22 protein-coding genes and 1 pseudogene are annotated in these 24,168 nt (G+C 71.9%); 14 read left to right on the top strand and 9 right to left on the bottom strand.

The window, feature by feature from the left end; genetic code table 11:
• From ABTZ89_RS14075 to ABTZ89_RS14065, 3 genes and pseudogenes are all read left to right on the top strand, one after another.
• Positions 1-205, top strand: a pseudogene (locus ABTZ89_RS14075) (multidrug ABC transporter permease); the annotation flags it as partial.
• Between the two features lie 39 nt (positions 206-244).
• Complete coding sequence (locus ABTZ89_RS14070) at positions 245-1,099, top strand: SCO6745 family protein (protein WP_351044255.1); 855 nt, start codon at positions 245-247, stop codon at positions 1,097-1,099.
• A 43-nt stretch (positions 1,100-1,142) separates the two neighbouring features.
• Positions 1,143-2,096, top strand: coding sequence for a COX15/CtaA family protein (locus ABTZ89_RS14065; protein WP_270950207.1), 954 nt, complete (start codon positions 1,143-1,145; stop codon positions 2,094-2,096).
• Between the two features lie 2 nt (positions 2,097-2,098).
• Here the strand turns inward: ABTZ89_RS14065 and ABTZ89_RS14060 are convergent, their stop codons facing one another.
• From ABTZ89_RS14060 to ABTZ89_RS14035, 6 genes are all read right to left on the bottom strand, one after another.
• Entirely contained in the window at positions 2,099-2,731 is a 633-nt protein-coding gene (locus ABTZ89_RS14060) for a response regulator (RefSeq protein WP_270950206.1), read from the bottom strand.
• Complete coding sequence (locus ABTZ89_RS14055) at positions 2,724-3,950, bottom strand: sensor histidine kinase (RefSeq protein ID WP_351044250.1); 1,227 nt, start codon at positions 3,948-3,950, stop codon at positions 2,724-2,726. The genes ABTZ89_RS14060 and ABTZ89_RS14055 overlap by 8 nt, the downstream gene beginning before the upstream one ends.
• Positions 3,951-3,954: 4 nt before the next feature.
• On the bottom strand, positions 3,955-4,701 hold the full coding sequence (locus ABTZ89_RS14050) for an ABC transporter permease (RefSeq protein ID WP_351044248.1): 747 nt from the start codon (positions 4,699-4,701) through the stop codon (positions 3,955-3,957).
• 1 nt (position 4,702) lies between these two features.
• The gene (locus ABTZ89_RS14045; RefSeq protein WP_351044245.1) at positions 4,703-5,605 is read right to left on the bottom strand and encodes an ABC transporter ATP-binding protein; all 903 of its coding nucleotides are present in this window, start codon (positions 5,603-5,605) and stop codon (positions 4,703-4,705) included.
• 85 nt (positions 5,606-5,690) lie between these two features.
• On the bottom strand, positions 5,691-6,185 hold the full coding sequence (locus tag ABTZ89_RS14040) for a GbsR/MarR family transcriptional regulator (RefSeq protein ID WP_351044242.1): 495 nt from the start codon (positions 6,183-6,185) through the stop codon (positions 5,691-5,693).
• Positions 6,186-6,280: 95 nt separating this feature from the next.
• Positions 6,281-6,586, bottom strand: coding sequence for a hypothetical protein (locus ABTZ89_RS14035; RefSeq protein WP_270950201.1), 306 nt, complete (start codon positions 6,584-6,586; stop codon positions 6,281-6,283).
• An 84-nt stretch (positions 6,587-6,670) separates the two neighbouring features.
• Between ABTZ89_RS14035 and ABTZ89_RS14030 the strand changes: the two genes are divergently transcribed.
• A complete protein-coding gene (locus ABTZ89_RS14030) occupies positions 6,671-7,639 on the top strand; it encodes a quinone oxidoreductase family protein (protein WP_270950200.1) in 969 nt (322 codons plus the stop codon).
• A gap of 7 nt (positions 7,640-7,646) precedes the next feature.
• Here the strand turns inward: ABTZ89_RS14030 and ABTZ89_RS14025 are convergent, their stop codons facing one another.
• Positions 7,647-8,633 (bottom strand): heme o synthase, encoded by a 987-nt coding sequence (locus ABTZ89_RS14025; RefSeq protein ID WP_502949547.1) that lies wholly within the window; start codon positions 8,631-8,633, stop codon positions 7,647-7,649.
• A gap of 262 nt (positions 8,634-8,895) precedes the next feature.
• On the opposite strand from ABTZ89_RS14025, the gene tkt reads away from it, so the two are divergent.
• The 6 genes from tkt (at position 8,896) to pgl (ending at position 17,066) form a co-directional block, all read left to right on the top strand.
• Positions 8,896-10,992, top strand: a complete 2,097-nt coding sequence (gene tkt / locus ABTZ89_RS14020) for a transketolase (protein ID WP_502949546.1) — start codon at positions 8,896-8,898, stop codon at positions 10,990-10,992.
• 14 nt (positions 10,993-11,006) lie between these two features.
• Positions 11,007-12,113 carry a transaldolase gene (gene tal, locus ABTZ89_RS14015; RefSeq protein ID WP_351044235.1) on the top strand — a complete coding sequence of 369 codons (1,107 nt, stop codon included), beginning with the start codon at positions 11,007-11,009 and terminating at the stop codon, positions 12,111-12,113.
• Between the two features lie 93 nt (positions 12,114-12,206).
• Positions 12,207-13,838, top strand: a complete 1,632-nt coding sequence (locus ABTZ89_RS14010) for a phosphoglucose isomerase-related protein (protein ID WP_351044232.1) — start codon at positions 12,207-12,209, stop codon at positions 13,836-13,838.
• Positions 13,835-15,373, top strand: a complete 1,539-nt coding sequence (gene zwf, locus ABTZ89_RS14005; protein WP_351044229.1) for a glucose-6-phosphate dehydrogenase — start codon at positions 13,835-13,837, stop codon at positions 15,371-15,373. The genes ABTZ89_RS14010 and zwf overlap by 4 nt, the downstream gene beginning before the upstream one ends.
• Complete coding sequence (opcA, locus tag ABTZ89_RS14000; RefSeq protein ID WP_270950194.1) at positions 15,370-16,320, top strand: glucose-6-phosphate dehydrogenase assembly protein OpcA; 951 nt, start codon at positions 15,370-15,372, stop codon at positions 16,318-16,320. The genes zwf and opcA overlap by 4 nt, the downstream gene beginning before the upstream one ends.
• Entirely contained in the window at positions 16,317-17,066 is a 750-nt protein-coding gene (gene pgl / locus ABTZ89_RS13995) for a 6-phosphogluconolactonase (RefSeq protein ID WP_351044225.1), read from the top strand. The genes opcA and pgl overlap by 4 nt, the downstream gene beginning before the upstream one ends.
• 48 nt (positions 17,067-17,114) lie before the next feature.
• Here the strand turns inward: pgl and ABTZ89_RS13990 are convergent, their stop codons facing one another.
• A complete protein-coding gene (locus ABTZ89_RS13990) occupies positions 17,115-18,002 on the bottom strand; it encodes an endonuclease/exonuclease/phosphatase family protein (protein ID WP_351044222.1) in 888 nt (295 codons plus the stop codon).
• Between the two features lie 109 nt (positions 18,003-18,111).
• Here ABTZ89_RS13990 and ABTZ89_RS13985 point away from each other — a divergent pair, with 109 nt between their 5' ends.
• Both ABTZ89_RS13985 and ABTZ89_RS13980 read left to right on the top strand, forming a co-directional pair.
• Positions 18,112-18,783 carry a response regulator transcription factor gene (locus ABTZ89_RS13985; RefSeq protein ID WP_351044219.1) on the top strand — a complete coding sequence of 224 codons (672 nt, stop codon included), beginning with the start codon at positions 18,112-18,114 and terminating at the stop codon, positions 18,781-18,783.
• Complete coding sequence (locus ABTZ89_RS13980; protein ID WP_351044216.1) at positions 18,780-20,129, top strand: HAMP domain-containing sensor histidine kinase; 1,350 nt, start codon at positions 18,780-18,782, stop codon at positions 20,127-20,129. The genes ABTZ89_RS13985 and ABTZ89_RS13980 overlap by 4 nt, the downstream gene beginning before the upstream one ends.
• A 15-nt stretch (positions 20,130-20,144) precedes the next feature.
• On the opposite strand, the gene ahcY is transcribed toward ABTZ89_RS13980, so the two are convergent.
• Complete coding sequence (gene ahcY, locus ABTZ89_RS13975; protein WP_351044213.1) at positions 20,145-21,398, bottom strand: adenosylhomocysteinase; 1,254 nt, start codon at positions 21,396-21,398, stop codon at positions 20,145-20,147.
• 145 nt (positions 21,399-21,543) lie between these two features.
• On the opposite strand from ahcY, the gene ABTZ89_RS13970 reads away from it, so the two are divergent.
• Together ABTZ89_RS13970 and ABTZ89_RS13965 are read left to right on the top strand one after the other, a co-directional pair.
• Positions 21,544-22,833 (top strand): helix-turn-helix domain-containing protein, encoded by a 1,290-nt coding sequence (locus ABTZ89_RS13970; protein WP_351044210.1) that lies wholly within the window; start codon positions 21,544-21,546, stop codon positions 22,831-22,833.
• Between the two features lie 100 nt (positions 22,834-22,933).
• Complete coding sequence (locus ABTZ89_RS13965) at positions 22,934-24,145, top strand: glycoside hydrolase family 10-like protein (RefSeq protein WP_351044207.1); 1,212 nt, start codon at positions 22,934-22,936, stop codon at positions 24,143-24,145.
• Positions 24,146-24,168 lie beyond the last annotated feature (23 nt).

The raw sequence follows: 24,168 nt of genomic DNA, 5'->3' as shown, positions 1-24,168 counted from the left end.
GGCCTGTGGCCTGGCGCTGCCCGCCGCCGACCTGCCCGGGCCGCTGGGCGCGCTGGCCGGGTTCCTGCCGTCCGGGGCGCTTTCCGAAGCGCTGGACGCCGTGCTGGTCGACGGCTCGCTGCCGGGCGTGCAGCCGGTTGTGGTGCTCCTGGCCTGGGGCGCGGTGTGCGGTGCGGCCGCGGTGCGCACAACTCGGCTGACCTGAGGGGCGGACTTTCCCGCGCCGCGGTTCTAGGGTGAGGCCATGACGAAGATCGCCCGCCAGGCCAAGAACGCCCTCGAGATCATCCACTCGATGATCTACTTCGCACCGGAGGCCGCCGACGGTTTCGCCGCGCTCGGCCTGGAGCGGGGCCGGATGTCGTACTACGCGGGCCGCGCTGCCGCGATGGGTCCGGTCGGGCCCGGTCCCGTGGCGGCGACGTTCTACAACTTCAACCCCGAGTCGGTGGCCGCGTCCATCCCCCGCGCCTGGTCGATCGCGTCCCCCAGCGCGGTGCTCGACGCCCGCCTCCGCGCCGCCGACGCGGCACTGCGCCGGATGCTCGGCGACGTCAGCTCCGCGGCGATCGCCGAAGCCGCCGAGCTGGCCCGCGAAGCCAGCCAGGGATGCACCCCGGAGGGCAAGCCGCTCTACGCCGCGCACGCCGACCTGGACTGGCCGGACGAGCCGCACCTCCAGCTCTGGCACGCGGCCACCCTGCTGCGCGAGTTCCGCGGCGACGCGCACATCGCGGCGCTGCAGCGCGCAGAGCTCAGCGGCGTGCAGGCGCTGGTGCTGCACAGCTCGACCGGCGAGGGCTTCAAGCCGTCGGCGGCGCGGGAGCTGCGAGAGTGGAGCGAGTCGCAGTGGGCCCAGGCCGAGCAGGAGCTGCGCGAACGCGGCCTGATCAGCGGTGAGGGCAAGACCAGCGAGATCAGCGAGGCGGGCAACGCGCTGCGCGAGGAGATCGAGGCCGAGACCGACGCGATGTCGATGGCCCCGTGGCGCGCGCTGGGCGAGGCCAAGACCGAAGCGCTGATCGACAACGGCCGCCAGGTGAGCCGCACGCTGCTGAAGGCCGGTGCGGCGCCGCGCGACCTGTTCGGCCGCGACTGATACCTGCGAACGGGTGGTTCCGGGCCGCCGATACCATCGGTTCGTGCCGCTTCCTTCTTCGATCTCCCGCCCGACCCCGCGCGTCGTGCGAGGCCTGGCCCTCGCCGTGCTGGTGACGCAGGCGTTGATCTCGGTGACCGGCGTGATCGTCCGCGTGACCGGGTCCGGGCTCGGCTGCCCGACCTGGCCGCAGTGCTTCCCGGGCAGCATGGTGCCCATCGAGCACCCCGAGGTGGCGGCGCTGCACCAGGCGATCGAGTTCGGCAACCGGCTGCTGACCGGCGTCATCGGCTTCATCGCGCTGGCCTGCTTCCTGGCCGCGCTGCGCTGCCTGCCGCGGCGCAAGCGGCTGGTGCGGCTGGCGCTGATCATGCCGCTGGGCGTGGTCGCGCAGGCCATCATCGGCGGCATCACGGTCCGGGTGAACCTGGCCTGGTGGAGCGTGTCGGTGCACTTCATGGCCTCGGCGGTGCTGATCTGGCTGGCCACGATCCTCTACAAGGCCACCAAGGAAGGCGACCGCGAGCCGGTGGGCGTGGTGCCGACCCCGATGCGCAGGCTGCTGGTCGCGCTGGTCGCGGTGACCGCGGCGGTGCTGGTCGCAGGCACGCTGGTGACCGCTGCCGGCCCGCACGCCGGTGACCCGGACACCCCGCGGCTCGACGTTCCGGTGCAGACCCTGGTCCAGGTGCACGGCACGCTGGTGATGGCTTACGTGCTGCTGCTCGCGGTGTTCGGCGTGTGGCTGCGCAGCGCCCGCCCGACCAAGGCGCTGCTGAAGGCCTACGTCTCGGCCTGCGCGATGGTGCTGGTCCAGGGCGCGATCGGCTCGGCCCAGTACTACCTCGGCGTCCCGGAGGGGATGGTCGTGCTGCACATGGTGGCGGCCACGCTGGTGATCATCATCACCGCGCTGCTGTGGGGCGAGTCCCGCTACCGCGGCGCGCTGCCCGAGCCGGCCACCGAGTCCCAGGACGCCGAGCCCGCCGCGGTCTGAGCTCAGCCGAGGATGCCGCGGTCGTAGCCGGCGGCGACGGCAGCGGCCCGGTCGTTCACGCCCAGCTTGCCGTACAGGTGAGTGAGGTGGGTCTTGACCGTGGCCTCGCTGACGAACAGCTCGGCGGCGATCTCCCGGTTCGACCGCCCCCTGGCCACCAGGCGCAGCACTTCGCGCTCCCGAGCGCTCAGCGGCTGCTCCCCCGGTGACCGGACCCGCGACACCAGCCGCGACGCCACCGCCGGTGAGAGGACCGTGCGGCCCGCTGCGGCCGCCCGCACCCCGGCGAACAGCTCGTCGCGCATCGCGTCCTTGAGCAGGTAGCCGGTGGCACCGGCCTCGATCGCCGCGAGCGCGTCGGAGTCGGTGTCGTAGGTGGTGAGCACCAGGACCTTGCAGCGCTGGCCGCGGCGGACCAGCTCGGTGATCGCCGCGACACCGTCACCACCGGGCATCCGCAGGTCCATCAGCACCACGTCGGGGTCCAGCGCGACGGCCATCGCCACCGCCGACGGCCCGTCGCCCGCCTCGCCGAGGACTTCGATGTCGGACGCCGAGTCGAACATCCCGCGCAGCCCGTCGCGCACGACGGGGTGGTCGTCGACGATCAGCAGCGTGATGGCGCGCTCAGACATGGCGCACCAGCGGCACTCGCGCGGAGACGGCCGTCCCGAGCCCGGGCTCGGACTCGACCTCGAAGGCACCCGCGACCCGCTCGACGCGAGCGCGCATGCCGCCCAACCCGAAACCGCTCGTCGAACTGCTGGTGACCCGGCCCGGGTCGAAACCCCGACCGTCGTCGCGCACGTCCACGCTCACCTCGTCGTCCATGTAGGACAAAGTCACTCCCACCCTCCTCGCCTGCGCGTGCCGCCCGGCGTTGGCCAGGGATTCCTGCGCGATGCGCAGCAGGGTCGCTTCGATCTCCCCGTGCAACGGCTCGACCTCCCCCGTCACCGCGAACTCCGCCCGCACGCCCGATCCCGCTTCCCACTCCTCGACGACCTTGCGCAGCGCCACCGGCAGCGCGTCGTGCTCCAGCGCGCTCGGCCCCAGGTCCTGCACCGACCGGCGTGCCTCGCCGAGCCCGTGGCGGGCCAGGTCCGCGGCCCGCTCGACGTGCCTGCGCCCTTCGGCCGGGTCTTCGCTGTCCACCGCCGCCTGCAGCTGGGTGACGATTCCGGCCAGGCTCTGCGCGATCGTGTCGTGGATCTCGGCGGCCAGCCGTCGCCGCTCGTCGCTGATCCCGGCTTCCCGCGCCTGCTCCAGCAGTTGCGCCTGCAGGCCCGCGTTCTCCTCGTGCGCCTGCTTCAAGCGGGCGTTGGCCTGCTCCAGCTCGGCGATGGTGGCCGCTTTCGCCCGGGCGTTCTCCTCCTTCTCCGCGTCCAGCCGCACGAACAGGAGCAACAACCCGGTGTTGAGCACGAACAGCCCACCGAAGGCAGTCCACTGCATCAGGCTGCTCGGCGGCAGCCCGCCGGACTGCGATCCGGCCATGGTGAGCGCGTTGACCAGCAGCCCGGCCTTGATCGCGCGCGGGCGCAGCCAAGCCCCGGAGTCGAAGTAGCCGAGGATCGCGTAGATCGCGAAGAACGGGTTGAGGTAGGTGAGCACGAAGGCCAGCACCGTGCGAACGGCGTAGTAGGCCTGGCTGGCCGCACCGGGCGCGGACACGACTCGCCGGATCTTCGCCCAGCACAGCTGCAGCACGAGCGCCACCAGGGCCAGTGCGACGAGGAGCTCCGGCCGACCGTTGCGCATCACCTGCACCTCGGTGAGCAGGGAGATCAGCGTCGCGAGACCCAGCAGCACGTACGGTCCCCAGCTGACGTACCACTCCTGCCGCTCAGGCACTGCTCTACTCCCATCGGAACCAGCGCACCGCGGCACCGGTCAGCACCGACGTCCAGAAGACCACGATCACCAAGTGCACCGCGCTCGGCCAGCCCCCTCCGGCCGCTTGGTCGAGGGCCACCGACGCCGCCCCGAGCGGGGTGTACTCGACGGCGCGCTGCAGGAAGTCCGGCATGACCTGCACCGGGATCCACACCCCGGCGGTGAACATCATCGCGAGGAAGGCTACCGACCCGATCACGCCGGCAGTCTTCGCGCTGCGCGGCACCGCGGACAGGGCCGCGCCCAGCGCGAGCACGCTGAGCACGGTGAGCACCAGCGTCAACGCGTAGCCGACGAGCCCGTTCGGCAGAGCGACGCCGAAGGCCAGGCGGCCGACGGCCAGCGCCAGCATCACCGCGCACGCGACAGCGGCGCCGTGCAAGACCGCCTGCGCGGCCAACATCGCACCTGGCCGCACCGGTGTGGTCGACATGCGGCGGAGGATGCCGCGCTCGCGGTACCCGGCGAACACCGGCGGCATGGCCTGCACCCCGGCCATGATCATCGACATCAGCAGCACCACCGGGACGTAGAGGTCGATCACCCGGCGGCCGCCGAGGCCGGGGTTCACCTCGCGGAAGGCGGGGATCAGGCCGAGGATCACCAGCAGCACGGTCGGTGCGGCCACGATCCAGAACAGGTTGCCCGGTTCGCGGAGGAACAGCCGGGCTTCGGTCTTGAGGACGGCTCGGGTCGCCGATGCGTTCATCTCAGTGCTCCGCTCCGGTCAGGGCGAGGAAGGCTTCGTCCAACGTCGCGTCGGTAACGCGCAGCTCGCGGGCGGTGATGCCGCGGCGGGCCAGCAACGACAGCACCGATTCGACGGTCTCGTCGGTGCCGCTGATGACCACCCGGTCGCCCTGCCGCGTCGCCGACCCGGCTCCGGGCAGCGCGGCCAGTTCCCCGGTGTCGAGCGCCCCCAGCGGGGTGAAGGACATGACGACCGATGCGGCCGACCGGTGGATGAGCCCGCTCGGCGCGTCGAGCGCCACCACCCGACCGCGGTCGAGCACCGCGACCCGGTCGCACAGCCGCTGCGCTTCCTCCATGAAGTGGGTGACCAGCACGACGGTGACGCCGCCCGCGCGCACGTCCTCGATCAGCTGCCAGGTGTCCCGGCGGGCCCGCGGGTCCAGGCCGGTGGTGAGCTCGTCGAGCACGACGACCTGGGGATTGCCGATCAGGGCCAGCGCGATGAACAGCCGCTGCTGCTGGCCGCCGGACAGCTCGGCGAAGCGGGTGCCGAACCGGTCGGCGAGGCCGAGGCGTTCCGCCAGCGCCCGCCAGTCCGCGGGGTTCTGGTGGCAGGCGGCGTGCAGTTCCAGCGCCTCGCGCACGGTGATCTTGGGTTGCAGCTGGGCGTCCTGCAGCTGCGCGCCGAGGATCCGGGTGAGCCGGTCCCGGTCGGTGGCCGGGTCCAGCCCGGCCACCCGCACCCGCCCGGCGTCGGGGTGGCGGAGTCCTTCGACGCACTCCACCGTGGTCGTCTTGCCCGCGCCGTTGGTGCCGAGGATCCCGAAGATCTCCCCCGCTTCAACGGTGAAGCCGACCCCGTCCACGACCGGTCTTCCGGCGTAGGACTTGCGCAGCCCGTTGACTTCGATGATCGCCATGCCTGGAAGTCTCGTGGGCGGCGACCGCCCCGGACATCGGCCGGCTCGCTCGACCTGGCATCAGCCGATCGGCTGATGGGAGATCTCAGAAGCGCAGCTTGGGCTTGCCCTCGCGCTCCCAGCGGCGCCAGAGCTCGGGCATCTCACCGGCCAGCCACTGGTAGAACTCGTGCACCGTGCGCAGGCGCCGGGCTCGTTCGCCCTGGCCGCTGAACATGCGCAGCCCGGCGCCGGTCAGCTCTTCCAGACCGGTGACCCGCTCCATGCGGTGGCGCACCAGATCCGGCCAGCGGTCCTCCTCGACCCGGTACAGGGCGGCTTCCTTGCCCTGCCGGGTGGTCTTGGAGACCACGCCGAGCCGCATCAGCAGCCGCACGTTGGTGCTGATCGAGCCGGTGCTGGCGGCCAGCGCCAGGGACAGCTCGGCGGCGGTGCGCTCCGGCGGGTCGCAGACGAGCAGGAACGCCAGGACGCGCCCGGCGATCAGCGGCATGCCCTCGCTGGCTTCGAAGTGGGCCGCCATCTGCTCGATCCACTCCGACATGGCCGGTCGGTCGGTGCGCTGCACGTAGTCGGACACGACGGCTCCCCGTGATCGAGTTCAGTCCTCGCTGAAAAGGTAAACCACAGCGAAGCCCGCGACCAGCCGCCGACCGGCGTGTCGGGCGGAGCGGATCAGCTGTTGCGCGCGCCCATCGCCCGGCGGTGCGCGGCGCCGACCTTCATCGCCCCGACGGTCTCGCCGTCCCACTCGTGGGCGGTGAGGCCCTCGACGGCCTCGACCAGGGCGTTCCCGGTGGCGACGTCGGGGACCATGACGTCGCCGAAGCGGCCGTCCTCCCCCACCAGCACGACGCGGGCGCCGGCCTGCCCGAGGTTCTCCACGACCGCGCGAGCGGAGTCGCCGTGCGCGCCGACGAACGCCTTGGCCGTCGCGATCGCCTTCGGCGCGGGAGCGGTGGTTTCTTCGCTAGCCGTCATGCCCCGAATCCTAATCCGGAGCCGGGGAAGATCGAGAGGTCGTGATGAGTTGCACCTGTTGAGGACGACAGCGAAGGAGTCAACATGCGTGCCATCCGGGTAGCCGCGAACGGCGGCCCCGAGGTCATGGAGCTCACCGAGATCGAGTCACCGGAACCGCAGCCCGGCCAGCTGCTGGTCGAGGTCGCGGCGATCGGCGTGAACTTCATCGACACCTACCAGCGCAGCGGCGTGTACTCGATGCCGCTGCCCTTCACGCCCGGCTCCGAGGGATCGGGCGCGGTCGTCGCGGTCGGCGAAGGCGTGACCGGGTTCGAGGTCGGCGACCGGGTCGCCTGGGCGATGGCGCCGGGCAGCTACGCCGAGCGGGCGCTGGTGCCCGCGGACAAGGCGGTCCGGGTGCCGGTGGGCGTGAACTCGCGCACCGCGGCCGCGGCGCTGCTGCAGGGCCTGACCGCGCACTACCTGGTCACCTCGACCCACCCGGTGAAAGCCGGTGAGACCGCGCTGGTGCACGCCGCCGCCGGCGGCATGGGCCTGCTGTTGACCCAGCTGATCAAGCACCTCGGCGGCAACGTGATCGGCACCGTGTCCACCGCCGAGAAGGAGGCGCTGGCCCGCGAGGCCGGAGCCGACGAGGTCATCCGCTACACCGAGGTGGACGTGGCCGAGTCGATCGCCGACCTCACCGACGGTCGCGGCGTGGACGTGGTCTACGACGGGGTCGGCAAGACCACCTTCGACGCCAGCCTGGCCAGCCTGCGCCCGCGCGGCACGCTGGCGCTGTTCGGCGCGGCGAGCGGCCCGGTGCCCCCGGTGGATCCGCAGCGGCTGAACTCGGCCGGTTCGGTGTTCCTGACCCGCCCCAGCCTGGCGCACCACATCCTGACCCGCGAGGAGCTGGACTGGCGGGCCGGTGAGCTCTTCGACTGGATCTCCAACGGGGTGCTCGACATCCGCATCGGCGGCACCTACCCGCTGGCCGACGCCCGCAAGGCCCACGAGGACCTGGAAGGACGCCGCACCACGGCGAAGCTGATCCTGCTGCCCTGACCAGGCTTCAGAAAGGCCAGCCGACGACCGGCAGGCTCAGCGCGGAATCCACCGCCAGGGCGACGAACACGATCATCAGATACGTGTTGGACATGTGGAACAGCTTCATCGGCTTGGTCTTCTCGCCGCGCTTGGTCGCGGCGTGCAGCCGGTGCGCCAGCACCAGGAACCACGCGCCCGCCAGCACCGCGAACGCCGCGTAGAGCCAGCCGGTCGCCGGCACCAGCAGCAACGTCCAGAGCACCATCAGCCAGGTGTAGGCCACGATCTGCCGCGAGACGTAGGTCGGCTCGGCGACGACCGGCAGCATCGGCACCCCGGCGCGCTCGTAGTCGTCCTTGTACTTCATGGCCAGCGACCAGGTGTGCGGCGGCGTCCAGAAGAAGACCACGCCGAACATCACCAGCGCAGGCCAGTCGACGCGCCCGGTCACCCCGGCCCAGCCGATCACCACCGGCATGCAGCCGGCCGCCCCGCCCCAGACGATGTTCTGCGCGGTGCGGCGCTTGAGCACCAGCGTGTAGACGAAGACGTAGAACAGGATCGTGCCGACGGCCAGCGCCGCGGCCAGCAGGTTCGTCGTCGCCCACAGCCAGGCGAAGGAACCGACCCCCAGCGCGATGCCGAAGACCAGCGCGTGCCGGTTGGACACGGTGTGCCGGACCAGCGGACGCGCGCGGGTGCGCTTCATCACCTGGTCGATGTCGGCGTCGGCCACGCAGTTCAGCGCGTTCGCGCTGCCCGCGGCCATGGTGCCGCCGATCAGCGTGGCGATCACCAGCCACGGCGACGGGATGCCCCGCACGGCCAGCAGCATCGCGGGAATGGTGGTCACCAGCAGCAGCTCGATGACCCGAGGCTTGATCAGCCCCAGGTAGGCCTTCAGCAGCTCAGCGGGTCGCCGAGCGTGCCTCTCGCGGGTGGCGTCGACGGCGGTGGTCACGACGCTGCGCTCGCCGACGGCATGGCACTCCTTGGGGCAACTTCGACTGATCAGCCGTCTACGAATAGTAGGCGCGCTACTGAAGCGGGACGCGCGCGGGTGGCAGGGAACCGCCCAGTGGCCCTGGTCACGCGGTGTCACCGCTATCCTGGTGGCGCCTCCCAACCGCAATTCAGACGGGTCGGCACGTGGCTGATCGGACACGACTAGGCTGCCCGTCGGACGAGGGATAACCGCGGTTCGAATCGGTCCAGCGACCGCATTCACCCGGCAACCGGGAATACCGCCGATGGAAAAACTTGGAGCTGCGTCCGTGTCCGTCACCGACGACCTTGCCCGCTTGACCACCAAGCGACTGCCCGAAGACTGGAGCGAGCTGGACCAGCGCGCGGTGGACACCGCTCGCGTGCTGGCCGCCGATGCGGTGGAGAACTGCGGCAGCGGCCACCCCGGCACCGCGATGAGCCTGGCCCCGGCGGCCTACGCGCTGTTCCAGCGCGTCATGCGGCACGACCCGACCGACCCGGAGTGGATCGGCCGCGACCGGTTCGTGCTCTCCGCAGGCCACTCGAGCCTGACGCTGTACGTGCAGCTCTTCCTGTCCGGCTACGGCCTGGAGCTGGAGGACCTCAAGCAGCTGCGCAAGTGGGGTTCGAAGACCCCCGGCCACCCGGAGTACGGGCACACCGCCGGGGTCGAGACCACCACCGGCCCGCTCGGGCAGGGCCTGTCCACCGCGGTCGGCATGGCGATGGCCGCCCGCCGCGAGCGCGGCCTGTTCGACCCGGAGACCGCTGCCGGTGAGAGCCCGTTCGACCACCACATCTACGTGATCGCCTCCGACGGCGACATCGAGGAGGGCGTGACCTCCGAGGCGTCGTCGCTGGCCGGCACCCAGCAGCTGGGCAACCTCACGGTGATCTACGACTCGAACGAGATCTCCATCGAGGACAACACCGGCATCGCGCTGACCGAGGACACCGCCAAGCGCTACGAGTCCTACGGCTGGCAGGTCCTCACCGTGCACGGCGGCGAGGACGTCAAGGGCCTGCTGGAGGCCATCGAGACCGCCAAGGCCGAGACCTCCCGCCCGACGCTGATCGTGCTGCGCACGGTGATCGGCTACCCGGCGCCGACCAAGATGAACACCGGCAAGTCCCACGGCGCCGCGCTCGGCGCCGAGGAGGTCGCCGGGGTCAAGACCGCGCTGGGCCTGGACCCGGAGCAGTCCTTCCAGGTCGACGCCGACGTGCTGGCGCACGCCCGCGAGGTCGCCGCCCGCGGCAAGGCCGCGCACGCCGAGTGGCAGGTCGCCTTCGACAAGTGGGCCTCGGCCAACCCGGAGCGCAAGGCGCTGCTGGACCGGCTGGCCACCCGCGAGCTGCCGGCCGGTTGGCAGGAGAAGCTGCCGACCTGGGAGGCCGACGGCAAGTCCATCGCCACCCGCAAGGCCTCCGGTGAGGTCCTCAACGCGCTGGCCGACGTGCTGCCCGAGCTGTGGGGCGGTTCGGCCGACCTGGCGGAGAGCAACAACACCACGATGAAGGGCGTCGAGTCGTTCGGCCCCGAGTCGATCTCCACCGACGCCTGGACGGCCAGCCCGTACGGCCGCACGCTGCACTTCGGCATCCGCGAGCACGCGATGGGCGCGATCCTCAACGGCATCGCGCTGCACGGCGGCACCCGCCCCTACGGCGGCACCTTCCTGGTGTTCAGCGACTACATGCGCCCGGCGGTGCGGCTCGCCGCGCTGATGAAGGTCCCGTCGATCTTCGTCTGGACGCACGACTCCATCGGCCTGGGCGAGGACGGCCCGACGCACCAGCCGATCGAGCACGTGGCGGCGCTGCGCGCCATCCCCGGCTTCTCGATGGTCCGCCCGGCGGACGCCAACGAGACCGCGGCGGCGTGGAAGACCATCCTGGAGAACCCGAGCGGCCCGGCCGGTCTGGCGCTGACCCGCCAGGGCGTGCCGACGCTGGAGGGCGTGACCGCCGAGGGCGTCGCCAAGGGCGGCTACGTGCTGGCCGACGCCGGCAACGGCGAGCCCCAGCTGGTGCTGATCGCCACCGGTTCCGAGGTGCAGCTGGCCGTCGAAGCCAGGAAGATCCTGGAGGCCGACGGCGTTGCCACCCGCGTGGTCTCGATGCCGTGCGTCGAGTGGTTCGACGCGCAGGACGAGGCCTACCGCGAGCAGGTCCTGCCGAAGGCGGTCAAGGCCCGCGTCTCGGTCGAGGCCGGCATCGCGATGCCGTGGTACCGGTTCGTCAAGGACTCCGGCGAGTCGGTGTCCATCGAGCACTTCGGCGCCTCGGCGGACTACAAGACCCTTTACAACGAGTTCGGCATCACCGTCGACGCCGTTGTCGCGGCGGCCCGGCGCAGCCTGAGCAACGCCCAGCAGGCGTGAGCGGAGGAATTCCTGTGACCACCAACCCGAACCTCAAGGCGCTGAGCGAGGCCGGGGTTTCGATCTGGCTGGACGACCTGTCCCGCCAGCGGATCACCTCGGGCAACCTGGCCGAGCTGATCACCGACCAGGCGGTCGTCGGCGTCACGAGCAACCCGACGATCTTCGCCAACGCGCTGTCCAACGCGGCCGACTACAACGAGAAGGTCCGCGAGCTGGCCGCCCGCGGTGCCAGCGTGGACGACACCGTCCGCGAGCTGACCACCGCTGACGTGCGCGACGCGGCGGACATCTTCCGCAACGTCTGCGAGTCGACCGGTGGCGTCGACGGCCGGGTCTCCCTGGAGGTCGACCCGCGGCTGGCGCACGACACCGAGCGCACCGTCGCCGAGGCCGTGGACCTGTGGAAGGCCGTGGACCGGCCGAACCTGATGGTCAAGATCCCGGCGACCGTCGAGGGCCTGCCCGCGATCACCCGCGTGCTGGCCGAGGGCATCAGCGTCAACGTCACGCTGATCTTCTCGGTGCAGCGCTACCGCGACGTGATGGACGCCTTCATCGCCGGCCTGGAGCAGGCGAAGGCCAACGGTCACGACGTCAGCCAGATCGCTTCGGTCGCGTCGTTCTTCGTGTCCCGCGTGGACACCGAGATCGACAAGCGGCTGGAGAAGATCTCCGGTGGTGAGGCGCTGCGCGGCAAGGCCGCGATCGCCAACGCCCGCCTGGCCTACGCGGCCTACGAGGACGTCTTCGCCGGCGAGCGCTGGAAGGCCCTGCAGGCCGCCGGCGCCAAGGCGCAGCGTCCGCTGTGGGCGTCGACCGGCGTGAAGGACCCGTCCTACTCCGACACGCGCTACGTGGACGAGCTGGTCGCGCCGAACACGGTGAACACCATGCCGGAGGCGACGCTGAAGGCCACCGCCGACCACGCCGACGTTCGCGGCGACACGGTCAGCGGCACCGCCGCCGCCTCGCAGCAGGTCTTCGACGACCTGGCGGAGGCGGGCATCGACCTCGACGACGTGTTCGCGGTGCTGGAGCGCGAGGGCGTGGAGAAGTTCGAGAAGTCCTGGAACGAACTGCTGGAGACGGTCAACCAGCAGCTCGAGCAGGCCAAGTAAGCAGTGGCGGCGGGGTCGGTCCCGGACCGGCCCCGCCCCCGCTCTTTCCGGGCTGTTCGGCCCCATCCAGATCGAGCGCTGTTAAGGAAATACATGGCAACCGAAATTTCCGTCGACATTCCCGATGTGGCGCTAGCGGCCGAGGCCCGACCGCTGGTCGAGCGGTTGGCCACCGATGCGGTTGCCGGCAAGCTCGCCGCCCAGGACGCCACGCTGTGGGGCCCGGACGCCGAGCCCGAGGCATCCATCCGGCTGTCCTGGACGACGCTGCACGAGAGCTCCCGCCCGCTGCTGGCCGAGATCGACGCGCTGCGCGCCGAACTGCACGCCGAGGGCTTGGACCGCGTGGTGCTGGCCGGCATGGGTGGCTCGTCGCTGGCCCCCGAGGTGATCACCGCGACCGCCGGGGTTCCGCTGGTCGTGCTGGACACCACCGATCCCGGTCAGGTCGCCGACGCGCTGTCCGGTGATCTGGAGCGCACCGTGCTGGTGGTCTCCTCCAAGTCCGGCACCACCGTCGAGACCGACTCCCACCGCCGCATCTTCGAGCGGGCTTTCCAGCAAAACGGAATCGATCCTGTGACCCGCATCATCGTGGTCACCGATCCGGGTTCCCCGATGGAGTCGGCCGCGCGCGAGGCGGGCTACCGCAAGGTGTTCACCGCCGATCCGCACGTGGGCGGCCGCTACTCGGCGCTGACCGCCTTCGGCCTGGTGCCGGCGGGTCTGGCCGGCGCCGACGTGTCCGCGCTGCTCGACGACGCTGCCGCCGCGTTCCCGCGGTTGAGCGCCGACGGCGACGGCAACCCGGCCGTGCAGCTGGCCGCCGCTCTCGGCGCTGCGCACGCCGGTGGCGCGGAGAAGGTCGTCTTCGCCGACACCGGTTCCGGCATCAAGGGCTTCGGCGACTGGGTCGAGCAGCTGATCGCCGAGTCCACCGGCAAGAACGGCACCGGCCTGCTGCCGGTCGTCGTGGAGGGCACCGACGCGCCCGGTTTCGCCGACGCGGGCCCCGACGCCACCACGGTGGCGGTCGGTCCGGCCGTCGCGGGCGCGCGGATCAGCACCCAGGGCCCGCTGGGCGGGCAGCTCCTGCTGTGGGAGTTCGCCACCGCGCTGGCCGGCCGGCTGCTGGAGATCAACCCGTTCGACCAGCCGGACGTGGAGGCCGCCAAGAAGGCCGCGCGGGCGCTGCTGGACGGCCCGGCCGGTGGTCCGGCCGCGACGCCGGCGCTGGTGGACGGTTCGATCGAGGTGCACGCCTCCGGCGACTGGCTCTCGGCCGGAGTCGGCACCGTGGTCGAAGCGCTGCGCGCTTTCCTGGCCACCGCCCCGAAGAACGGCTACCTGGCGGTGCAGGCATACCTGGACCGCCTCGACGACGCCTCGGCCGCGGTGCTGCGTCCGGAGCTGGCGCGCCGCACCGGTCTGCAGACAACCTTCGGCTGGGGTCCGCGATTCCTGCACTCCACCGGCCAGTACCACAAGGGCGGCCACCAGAACGGCGTGTTCCTGCAGATCACCGGGGACGCCGAGCAGGACCTGGAGGTGCCGGAGCGGCCGTACACGCTGGCCGGTCTGCAGCGCGCCCAGGCGCTCGGCGACGGTCAGGTGCTGGCCGAGCACAACCGGCCGGTGCTGCGACTGCACCTCACCGACCGGGTGACCGGTCTGGTCGAGCTGGTCAAGGCCGTGCAGGACCTGGCGCAGGGAGGTGCGCGGTGACCCCGCCCAACCAGCAGTGGCAGAACCCGCTGCGGGATCCGCGGGACAAGCGGCTGCCCCGGATCGCCGGCCCGTGCGGTCTGACGATCTTCGGCGTGACCGGTGACCTGTCCCGCAAGAAGCTGATGCCGGCGATCTACGACCTGGCCAACCGGGGCCTGCTGCCGCCGGGCTTCGCGCTGACCGGCTTCGCCCGCCGCGACTGGGCCGACCAGGACTTCGGGCAGGTCGTCTACGACGCGGTCAAGGAGCACGCGCGGACGCCGTTCCACCAGAGCGTCTGGGACCGGCTGGCCGAGGGCATCCGGTTCGTGCCGGGTTCCTTCGACGACGACGAGGCGTTCGACCGGCTCGCCGACACCGTCAAGCACCTCGACGCCGAGCGCGGCACGGGCGGCAACCACGCGTTCTACCTGTCGGTGCCGCCGTCGGCGTTCCCGACGGTGCTCAAGCAGCTGTCCCGCTCCGGGCTGACCGACCACACCGACGACGCCTGGCGGCGGGTGGTCATCGAGAAGCCGTTCGGCCACGACCTGGACAGCGCGCAGCACCTCAACCGCATCGTCAACGAGGTGTTCCCCGAGGACTCGGTGTTCCGCATCGACCACTACCTCGGCAAGGAGACGGTGCAGAACATCCTGGCGCTGCGCTTCGCCAACCAGCTGTTCGAGCCGATCTGGAACTCGCACTACGTCGACCACGTGCAGATCACCATGGCCGAGGACATCGGCCTGGGCGGTCGCGCAGGCTACTACGACGGCATCGGCGCGGCCCGCGACGTCATCCAGAACCACCTGCTGCAGCTGATGGCGCTGACCGCGATGGAGGAGCCGGTCTCCTTCTCGCCGCAGGACCTGCGCGCGGAGAAGGTCAAGGTGCTGTCGGCGACCAAGCCGGTCGGCCCGTTCGACCAGACCACCGCGCGCGGCCAGTACACCGGTGGCTGGCAGGGCGGTTCGCTGGTGCCGGGGCTGCACGAGGAGGGCGGGTTCGCCGCCGACTCGATCACCGAGACCTACGCGGCGATCACCCTCGAGGTGGAGAGCCGCCGCTGGGCCGGGGTGCCGTTCTACCTGCGCACCGGCAAGCGGCTGGGCCGCCGGGTCACCGAGATCGCGGTGGTGTTCAAGCGCGCCCCGCACCTGCCGTTCGACAGCACGATGACCGAGGAGCTGGGGCAGAACGCCCTGGTGATCCGGGTGCAGCCGGACGAGGGCGTGACGATGCGCTTCGGCGCGAAGGTGCCGGGCACTTCGATGGAGGTGCGCGACGTGACCATGGACTTCGGTTACGGGCACGCCTTCACCGAGTCTTCGCCGGAGGCCTACGAGCGGCTGATCCTGGACGTGCTGCTGGGCGAGCCGTCGCTGTTCCCGGTCAACGAAGAAGTCGAACTGTCCTGGAAGATCCTCGACCCGGTGCTCGACCACTGGGCCGCGCGCGGCAAGCCCGAGCCCTACAAGGCGGGCACCTGGGGTCCGCCGTCGGCGGACGAAATGCTGGCCCGCACCGGACGCGTCTGGAGGCGACCGTGATCATCGATCTGCCGTCCACCACGACCTCTCAGGTCAACAAGAAGCTGGTGGAGCTGCGCGAGACCGGTGGCGCGGTCGCGTTGGGCCGGGTGCTGACGCTGGTGGTCGTCACCGGCGACGGCACCGAGGTGGAGAAGGCCATCCAGGCCGCCAACGACGCCAGCCGGGAGCACCCGTGCCGGGTGATCGTGGTGGCCAGCGGGGCGCGGCAGGCCGCGCCGCGGCTGGACGCCCAGATCCGCATCGGCGGTGACGCGGGCGCTTCCGAGGTGGTCGTGCTGCGCCTGTACGGGCCGCTGGCCGACGAGGGCGCTGGTTCGGTCGTCCCGCTGCTGCTGCCGGACGCCCCGGTGGTGGCGTGGTGGCCGACCGACGCCCCGGACAACCCGGCGAAGGACCCGATCGGCGCGCTGTCGCACCGGCGCATCACCGACGCGGCCAACGAGGCGGACCCGATCGCGTCGCTGCAGAAGCGCTTGCGCTCCTACGCGGACGGGGACACCGACCTGGCCTGGACCCGGTTGACCTCGTGGCGCGCGATGCTGGCGGCGGCGATGGACCTGCCGCCGCACGAGGCCGTCACGTCGGCCACGGTGACCGGTGCGGCGGATTCCCCGTCGACGGATCTGCTGGCCGCGTGGCTGGCCAGCTACCTGGACATCCCGGTGCGCCGGCTGGAGCACCCGCGCGGGCCGGGCATCGTCTCGGCGGTGCTGGAGCGCCCGTCGGGCAACGTGGAGATCGTCCGCCCGGACGGCAAGGTGGGCACGCTGACCCAGCCGGGTCAGCCGGACCGCCGGGTGTCGTTGCACCGCCGCGAGGTCCGCGACTGCCTCACCGAGGAGCTGCGCCGCCTCGACCCGGACGAGATCTACGAGGCCACCCTCGAAGGCCTGGACAAGATCGTCCGCGACGAGGAGGCACCGGCGCAGGCGGAGGACTCATGAGCCAGGTCGTGGTGCACGGGTCGGGCGAGCTGCTGGCCGCGGCGGCGGCCGCGCGGTTGATCACCGCGCTGGTCGACGCCCAGGCCGCGCACGGGGTGGCGTCGGTGGTGCTCACCGGCGGCCGCACCGGCATCGGCGTGCTCGAGCAGGTCCGCCGCTCCCCAGCCCGCGACGCGGTGGACTGGTCCAACGTGGACTTCTACTGGGGCGACGAGCGGTTCCTGCCGGACGGCGACCCGGAGCGCAACGAGACCCAGGCCCGGCAGGCGCTGCTGGACCACGTCGCGGTGGACCCGGAGCGGGTGCACCCGATGGCCGCTTCGGACGGCAAGTTCGGTGCGGACGCGGATGCCGCCGCGGCGCACTACGCGGAGGTCCTGGCGACCACGGCGGCCTCGGCCACCGACATCGCGGTGCCCCACTTCGACGTCCTGCTGCTGGGCGTCGGCGAGGAGGGCCACACGGCGTCGCTGTTCCCGGACACGCCGTACGTCGAGGAGACCGAGCGGACGGTGGTGGGCGTGCACGACTGCCCGAAGCCGCCGCCGACGCGGATCTCCCTGACGCTGCCGGCGATCCAGGCGGCCTCGCAGGTCTGGCTGATGACCACCGGCGCGGCCAAGGCCGAAGCGGTAGCAGCGGCCCTGGGCGGGGCGAAGCCGGTGGACATCCCGGCAGCAGGTGCCCGCGGCCGCGACCGCACGCTGTGGCTCCTCGACTCCGAGGCAGCGGCGCAGGCCAGTTGATCAGCCGAAAGGGCGCTTCCCCTCGGGGAGGCGCCCTTTCGGCTTTCATCAGGCGTGGTCGAACGCGAAGTCGGCGAGCACGGCGCGGTGGTCGCTCCCCCGGGTCTCGACCACCTCAGCACCGGTGGGCGTGATGCCCCGGTGGAGCACGTGGTCCAGGCGGACCAGCGGAACGGCCGCCGGCCAGGTGAAGCCGAAACCCGCCGGTTCGGCTTCGCCGAAAGTGCGCAGCAGCGGCCCCATCTCGCGGTCGGTACTCGCCGTGTTCAGATCCGCGAGCACGACCACCCGGTCCGACCGGTCCGCGACGAGCGCGGTGCGCAGCTCGGCCAAGCCCCGGTTGCGCTCGGCGACCGAGTTCGGGCGCAGCGACGGCAGGTGCGCCACGTACACCTCGATCGGGCCGCTCGGGGTGCGGATCCGCGCCCGCAGTGCACGGGTCCACCCCATCCCCAGGTCCACCGGCTCGGCCTCCTCGATCGGATACCTGCTCCACACCCCCACCGTGCCCAGCACCTCGTGGTGCCGGTAGTCCGCGCCGAGGGCTTCCCGCACGGCCGAGCGCGCCGGCCCGGTCAGCTCCTGCACCCCGATCACGTCCGCGCCGGTCGCCGCCAGGTCCGCGGCCGTCGCCGCCGGGTTCTCGTTGGCCGCGAACATGTTCTGGCTGGCCACCCGGAGGTCGCCGGACGCCGATGCCTGCGGGAGCAGGGCAGCGCCGAACGCCGCGCACCACACCGCTGCCGGGACCAGCACGGTCGCGGTGGCGCGCGTCCTGCCGACCAGCCCCAGCACCACGAGAACCGGGACGAGCAGGCCCAGCCACGGCGCCGCGCTGTCGAGCAGGGTGCCCGCACCGCTGATGTCGGGCACCAGCTCGTGCGCACCGAGCAGCAGGGTGAGCGCCCCGCAACCGATCAGAACCGTCACCCGCATCGCCGGCTCGCAGTCTGCCGGGCAGCCGGCGGAATCATCTTGGTCACGTTCACACCGGCAGGTTCGACGCCCGAGATGAGAGTTGGATGAGAACTTGCATGCTGGTGCGGTGCGGATTCTGGTTGTCGAGGACGAGTCGTCGGTGCGGGACGCGGTGGTGCTCGGTCTGCGGAGCGAGGGCTACGAGACCAGCACCGCTGGTGACGGCGCGCAGGCGCTGACCGAGATCGCCCGCTGGCGACCGGACGCGATCCTGCTCGACCTGCTGATGCCGTTCATGGACGGGTTGACGCTGTGCCGCCGGCTGCGCGCGGGCGGCGACCGGACGCCGGTCCTGGTGCTCACCGCGCGCGATGCCGTGACCGACCGGATCGCGGGACTGGATGCGGGCGCGGACGACTACCTGGTCAAACCGTTCGACCTGGACGAGCTGCTCGCCCGCGTGCGAGCGCTGCTGCGGCGCAGCTATCCCGAGGACAACGCGGTGCTCCGCGTCGCCGACCTCACCGTGGACACCGCAGCGCACCTCGTGCTGCGCGGGGACCGGGTGGTCGAGCTCAGCCGGACGGAGTTCGCGCTGCTGGAAGTGCTGGTCCGCAACGCCGAGCAGGTGCTGCCGCGCGAGGTGATCACCGAGCGGGTGTGGGGCACCGACTTCGGCCCGGCCTCGAACTCCCTGGAGGTCTACGTCCGCTACCTGCGCCGGAAGCTGGAGGCGGGCGGCGAATCCCGGCTCGTGCACACCGTGCGGGGCATCGGCTACCGGCTCGGTGCGCGGTGAAGCGCCGTTGGCCGCTGCGGCTGCGGATCGCCGTCGCCACCGCGCTGGCGGTAGCCGCGGCGGTGGCCGGCATGGCGGTGGCCGGGTACGCGATCGTGGCGCACGAACTGGACCGCTCGCTGAACCTCGGGTTGACCCGGGAGGTCGCGCGCCTGGTCCGGCTGGAGCAGTCCTCGCCCGGGGCGTGGTCGCCCGCCGGACCCTGCGTGTTCCTGGCCGCCCCGGCGTGCGTGCAGAAGGTGGACGCGGACGGCCGTGTCGAGGGCGACAGCGCGTTGCCGGTGGATGAGCGCACCCTCGCTGTCGCCGCTGGGCGCAGCGGGGCGTTCTTCAGCGACACGTCGCTGGAGGGTTTTCCGGTGCGGATGTTGACCGCACCGCTCGCTCCCGGCAAGGCCGTCGAGGTCGCGGTCCGCTCCGACCGCGCGGACGAGAGCCTGCAGCGCATCAGCCTCGCGCTGCTCGCGGCGGGCGCGGTCGGAGTGGTGCTGGCGGCGGTCGCCGGGTTCGCCGTCGCCCGAGCGGGGCTCAAACCGGTCGCCGCGCTGACGTCCACCGCCGAGCGGGTGGCCCGGACCCGAGACCCCGAGCAGCACCTAGCGGTCCGGGGTGACGACGAGATCGCCCGGCTGGCAACGGCTTTCAACACGATGCTCGGCGAGCTCCAGCAAGCGCTGGGCGCGTTGCGGGAGTCCCTGACCGCGCAGCGGCAGCTCGTCGCCGACGCCTCGCACGAGTTGCGCACCCCGCTGACCGGTCTGCGCACCAACATCGACCTGCTCAACCGGGCGGACCGGTTGAGCCCCGAGCAGCGGGCCGCGACGATCGAGGCGCTGCGCGCGCAGGCCGTCGAGCTGACCGGGCTCGTCACGGACCTGATCGACCTGGCGCGCGGCGACGAGGCACCCGCCGAGGAGACCGAAGCCGTCCGGCTGGACCAGATCGTCGAGCAGTGCGCGGCCAGCGCCCGCCACCGCTACCCGGGCATCACCTTCGAAACCGACCTCGAACCGACCGTGCTCGACGGGGTGCCGCGCACGCTGTCCCGCGCGGTGACGAACCTGCTGGACAACGCGGCGAAGTTCAGCCCGGCCGGCGGATCCGTCCAGGTCCGGTTGCACGGCGGGGAACTCGTCGTGCGAGACCGCGGGCCGGGCATCGCGGCAACCGATCTCGACCGCGTCTTCGACCGGTTCTACCGCTCCGCCGCCGCTCGCGGGCTGCCCGGCTCCGGTCTCGGCCTGGCCATCGTCCACCAGGTGGCCACCGCGCACGGCGCCACCATCACCGCGGAGTCACCGCCCGGTGGTGGGGCGTTGTTCCGGCTGCGGTTCCCGACGACCTGATCCGCCGTCGCGGGTTCAGGTGCCGAACTGCCAGGAGGTGAGGTAGTCGTGCTGGCGGGGTGTGAGCTCGTCGATGGTGATGTCGTAGGCCGCCAGCTTGGCCACCGCCACCTCGTTCTCGATCTCCGCCGGGATCGGGTGCACCGCCGGTTCCAGCTCGCCCGCGTTCTCCACCAGGTAGCGGACCGCCAGCGCCTGGGTCGCGAACGTCATGTCCATGACCTCGGCCGGGTGGGCTTCGGCGGCGGCTTGGCCGAGCAGGCGGCCTTCGGCCAGCAGCAGGATCCGGTGCCCTTCGGGGAGGGTGTACTCGACGCAGTTCGGGCGCACGTAGCGGCGGCTGGTCGCCGTGCTGGTGAGGTCGTCGACCGCGATCTCCAGGTCGAAGTGCCCAGAGTTGCCGATGACGGTGCCGTCCTTCATCGACCGCATGTGCTCGACGGTGACCACGTCCCGGTTGCCGGTGGTGGTGATGACCAGGTCGGCTTCGGCGGCGGCCTGGTGCATCGGCAGCACCCGGAGGCCGTCGAGCTTGGCTTCCAGCGCCCGCACCGGGTTCACCTCGGTGACCACGACCTCCGCGCCCATGCCGCGGGCCCGGGCCGCCACCCCGCGCCCGCACCAGCCGTAGCCGGCCACCACCACGGTCGCACCGGCCAGCAGGATGTTGGTGGCGCGCAGGATTCCGTCGATGGTGTTCTGGCCGGTACCGTAGCGGTTGTCGAACAGGTGCTTGGTGAGCGCGTCGTTGGTGGGCAGCACCGGGTAGCGCAGCGCCGCGGCGGCGGCCATGTTGCGCATCCGGATCACGCCGGTGGAGGTGATCTCGGTGCCGCCGATGATGGCGGGCAGCAGTTCCGGGCGCTGCTCGTGCACGGTGGCGGTCAGGTCGGCGCCGTCGTCGACGATCAGCGTCGGTTCGACGCCGAGCGCGCCTTCGACCTGCTGGTAGTAGGTTTCGCGGTCGCAGCCGTGGAGCGCGAAGACCTCGGCGCCCAGGTCGCGCTGGATCGCCGCGGCGACGTCGTCCTTGGTGGACAGCGGGTTCGACGCGCACAGCGCCACTTCCGCACCGCCAGCGACCAGCGCCCGGCACAGGTTGGCCGTCTCGGTGGTGACGTGCAGGCAGGCGGCGATGCGCTGTCCGCGCAGCGGTTTCTCCGCTGCCCAGCGCTCGGTCAGCCCGGCCAGGACGGGCATGCGGCGGTGGGCGAACTCGACCTTGCGGGCGCCGTCGTCGGCCAGCGCGGGGTCTCGCAGCAGCGGCATCGGCTGCTTCCTTTCCTCGGCGGGAGCGGGACGGACCGAGTTCACCGCGACGGCGCGGCGCGAACCAGAGCACGAACCGGGCAACAACCCGGCACCTGCTGGAACGCGCTGGAGGCGGGCGGATTCGGCGCGTAACGTCGGCCGGGTGGCACGCCAGTCCGACCTCGCGCAGAAGCGCCGCAGCCGCGGCCACACCCAGGAGACGCTGGCGCACCGGCTCGAGGTGGACGTCTCCACCGTGGCGCGGTGGGAACGCGGTGCCTCCACCCCCACTCCGCGGATGCGGGAGGCGCTGGCCCGCGAGCTGGGGCTGTCGCTGGACCAGCTCGCCGCGCTGCTCCCCGGCGCGCCCAGCCCGGTCCCCGCACCCGTCCGGGAACTCCCCGCGGTCGATCCCGTGGAGCTGATCAAGGACGTGTGGACCTCCGCGGAGCGCGACGGTCTCGTCTCCCGCCTCGCGGAGAACTCCCCCGCTCCCGCGCTGACCGGCGATCGCGCGGTGCGGGTGGCCCACCAGTGGCTGATCACCCCACCTCCGCCGGCGGTGGCGTGGACGAGCGGGACCGGTCCGCGGGTCGGGCGCGGCACGCTCGACCGGATCCAGGCCCGGTTGCGGTACCTGCACCACGCCGACGACGTCGTCGCCGGTGGGGACCTGCACACCACCATCCGCGGCGAGGTCGCCCGCACGGCGTCCCTGCTGCGGACCGCGAGCTACCCGGAGGAGGTCGGTCGCGGTCTGCTGCGGGCCGTCGCCGAGCTGTGCCAGCTGGCGGGCTGGTCGACGGCCGACGGCGGGCACATCGCGACCGCCGAGCACTACTACCTCAGCGGCATCCAGGCCGCGCACGCCGCCGACGATCCGGTGCTGGCCGCGCAGGTGGTGTCGGCGCTGGCCGGTCACCTGACCGAGTTCGGCCGGGCGCGCGACGCGGTGCTGGTGGCCCGGTCGGCGCTGGCGCGCATCGACGGACTCGACCGCGGCGCCACCACCCCCACCGTGCGGGCGCTGCTGCACGCGCGGGCTTCATGGGCGCACGTGGAGGCCGGCGAGTTCAGCCAGGCGGCGACCGCGATCCAGCGCGCGCAGGACGAGTACGGCGACCGCCGCGACGACGACCCGGACCCGGCCTGGACCTACTGGCTGACCCCCGAGGAGATGGACATCATCGTCGGCCGGGTCGACACCGCGCTGGGGCGGCACCAGCGGGCCCAGCAGCGGTTGACCTCCGCGATCGGCAGCTGCGACCACCGCCGCGTCCGTGAGACGGCGCTGTACACGACCTGGCTCGCGGACGCGCACCTGCGCGCGCAGGACGTCGACCGCGCCGCGGCGCTGGCCGATCGGGCCCGGCAGCTCAGCGAGACGATCCCCTCCGCTTACAGCGAGCGCGCCGTGCAGCACCTGACCAGGCGGCTCGCGACCGCGCGGTGAGCCAGCGGATCAGGTGGTAATTCCTCGCCATCGCAGCGAAAAGCGCGCTGCGGCCCGTAACCTGTGCCGCGCGGTCGACGACGAGCCGGAGGCGAGCTGGATGACTCGTGCACAGGGGTTGCGCCGGATCCGGGCCAACGCGCTGGTCCTGGCGCTGGGGTTGGTGGCGGTCCTGCTGGGCCTGTTCAGCGCCACCGGCGCGGCGGCCCAGGGGCCGAGCACGGCGATGCGCGGGATGTGGATCGCGTCGGTGACCAACATCGACTGGCCGAGCAGGCCGGGCCTGTCCGCCGAGCAGCAGCAAGCCGAGTACCGGAAGCTGCTCGACCAGGCCGTGAGCAACAAGCTCAACGCGGTGTTCGTGCAGGTCCGGCCGACCGCGGACGCGTTCTGGCCGTCGCCGCACGAGCCGTGGTCGCAGTGGCTGACCGGTGTGCAGGGCAAGGACCCCGGTTACGACCCGATGCGGTTCATGGTCGACGAGGCGCACCAGCGCGGTCTGCAGTTCCACGCCTGGTTCAACCCCTACCGGGTCAGCATGCAGGACGACCCGCAGAAGCTGGTGCCCGAGCACCCCGCCCGCAAGCACCCGGACTGGACCTTCGCCTACGACGGCAAGCTGTACTACGACCCCGGTGTCCCCGCGGCCCGCGAGTTCGTCACCGAGGCGATCATGGACGCGGTGCGCGAGTACGACGTCGACGGCGTGCACCTGGACGACTACTTCTACCCCTATCCCGCCGGCGGCCAGCAGATCCCGGACCAGAAGACCTTCGCCGAGCACGGGAAGGACTTCGCGAACGTCGAGGACTGGCGGCGGCACAACGTCGACCAGCTGGTGTCCGAACTGGACGCCCGGGTGCACGAGGTCAAGCCGGGGGCGAAGTTCGGCATCAGCCCGTTCGGCATCTGGCGCAACGCGTCCAGCGACCCGGCCGGTTCGGACACCAGCGGCCTGGAGTCGTACTCGGCGATCTACGCCGACACCCGCAAGTGGGTGCAGGAGGGCTGGGTCGACTACATCGCCCCGCAGGTCTACTGGCCGATCGGCCACCCCGCCGCCGACTACGCGAAACTGGTGCCCTGGTGGTCCGGGACGGTGGCGGGCACCGGCGTGGACCTCTACATCGGACAGGCGGCCTACCGGGTGGGCCAGGAAGGCTGGACCGACCCGGCCGAGCTGTCGAAGCACCTGGCGCTCAACGCCGAGCAGTCCGACGTCGACGGCGACATCTTCTTCAGCGCCAAGCCCCTGACCACCAACGCCGCCGAAGCCATGGCCCGGCTGGTCGCCGACCACTACGCCGGCTGATCAGTCGGCCGGCTCGTCGCAGT

The sequence above is a fragment of the Saccharopolyspora sp. NPDC002686 genome, assembly GCF_040295745.1.
GTDB classification, from domain to species: Bacteria; Actinomycetota; Actinomycetes; order Mycobacteriales; family Pseudonocardiaceae; genus Saccharopolyspora; species Saccharopolyspora oryzae.
The sequence above is the reverse complement of the archived record's forward strand: the minus strand, read 5'-3'. Positions and strand labels throughout refer to the sequence as shown.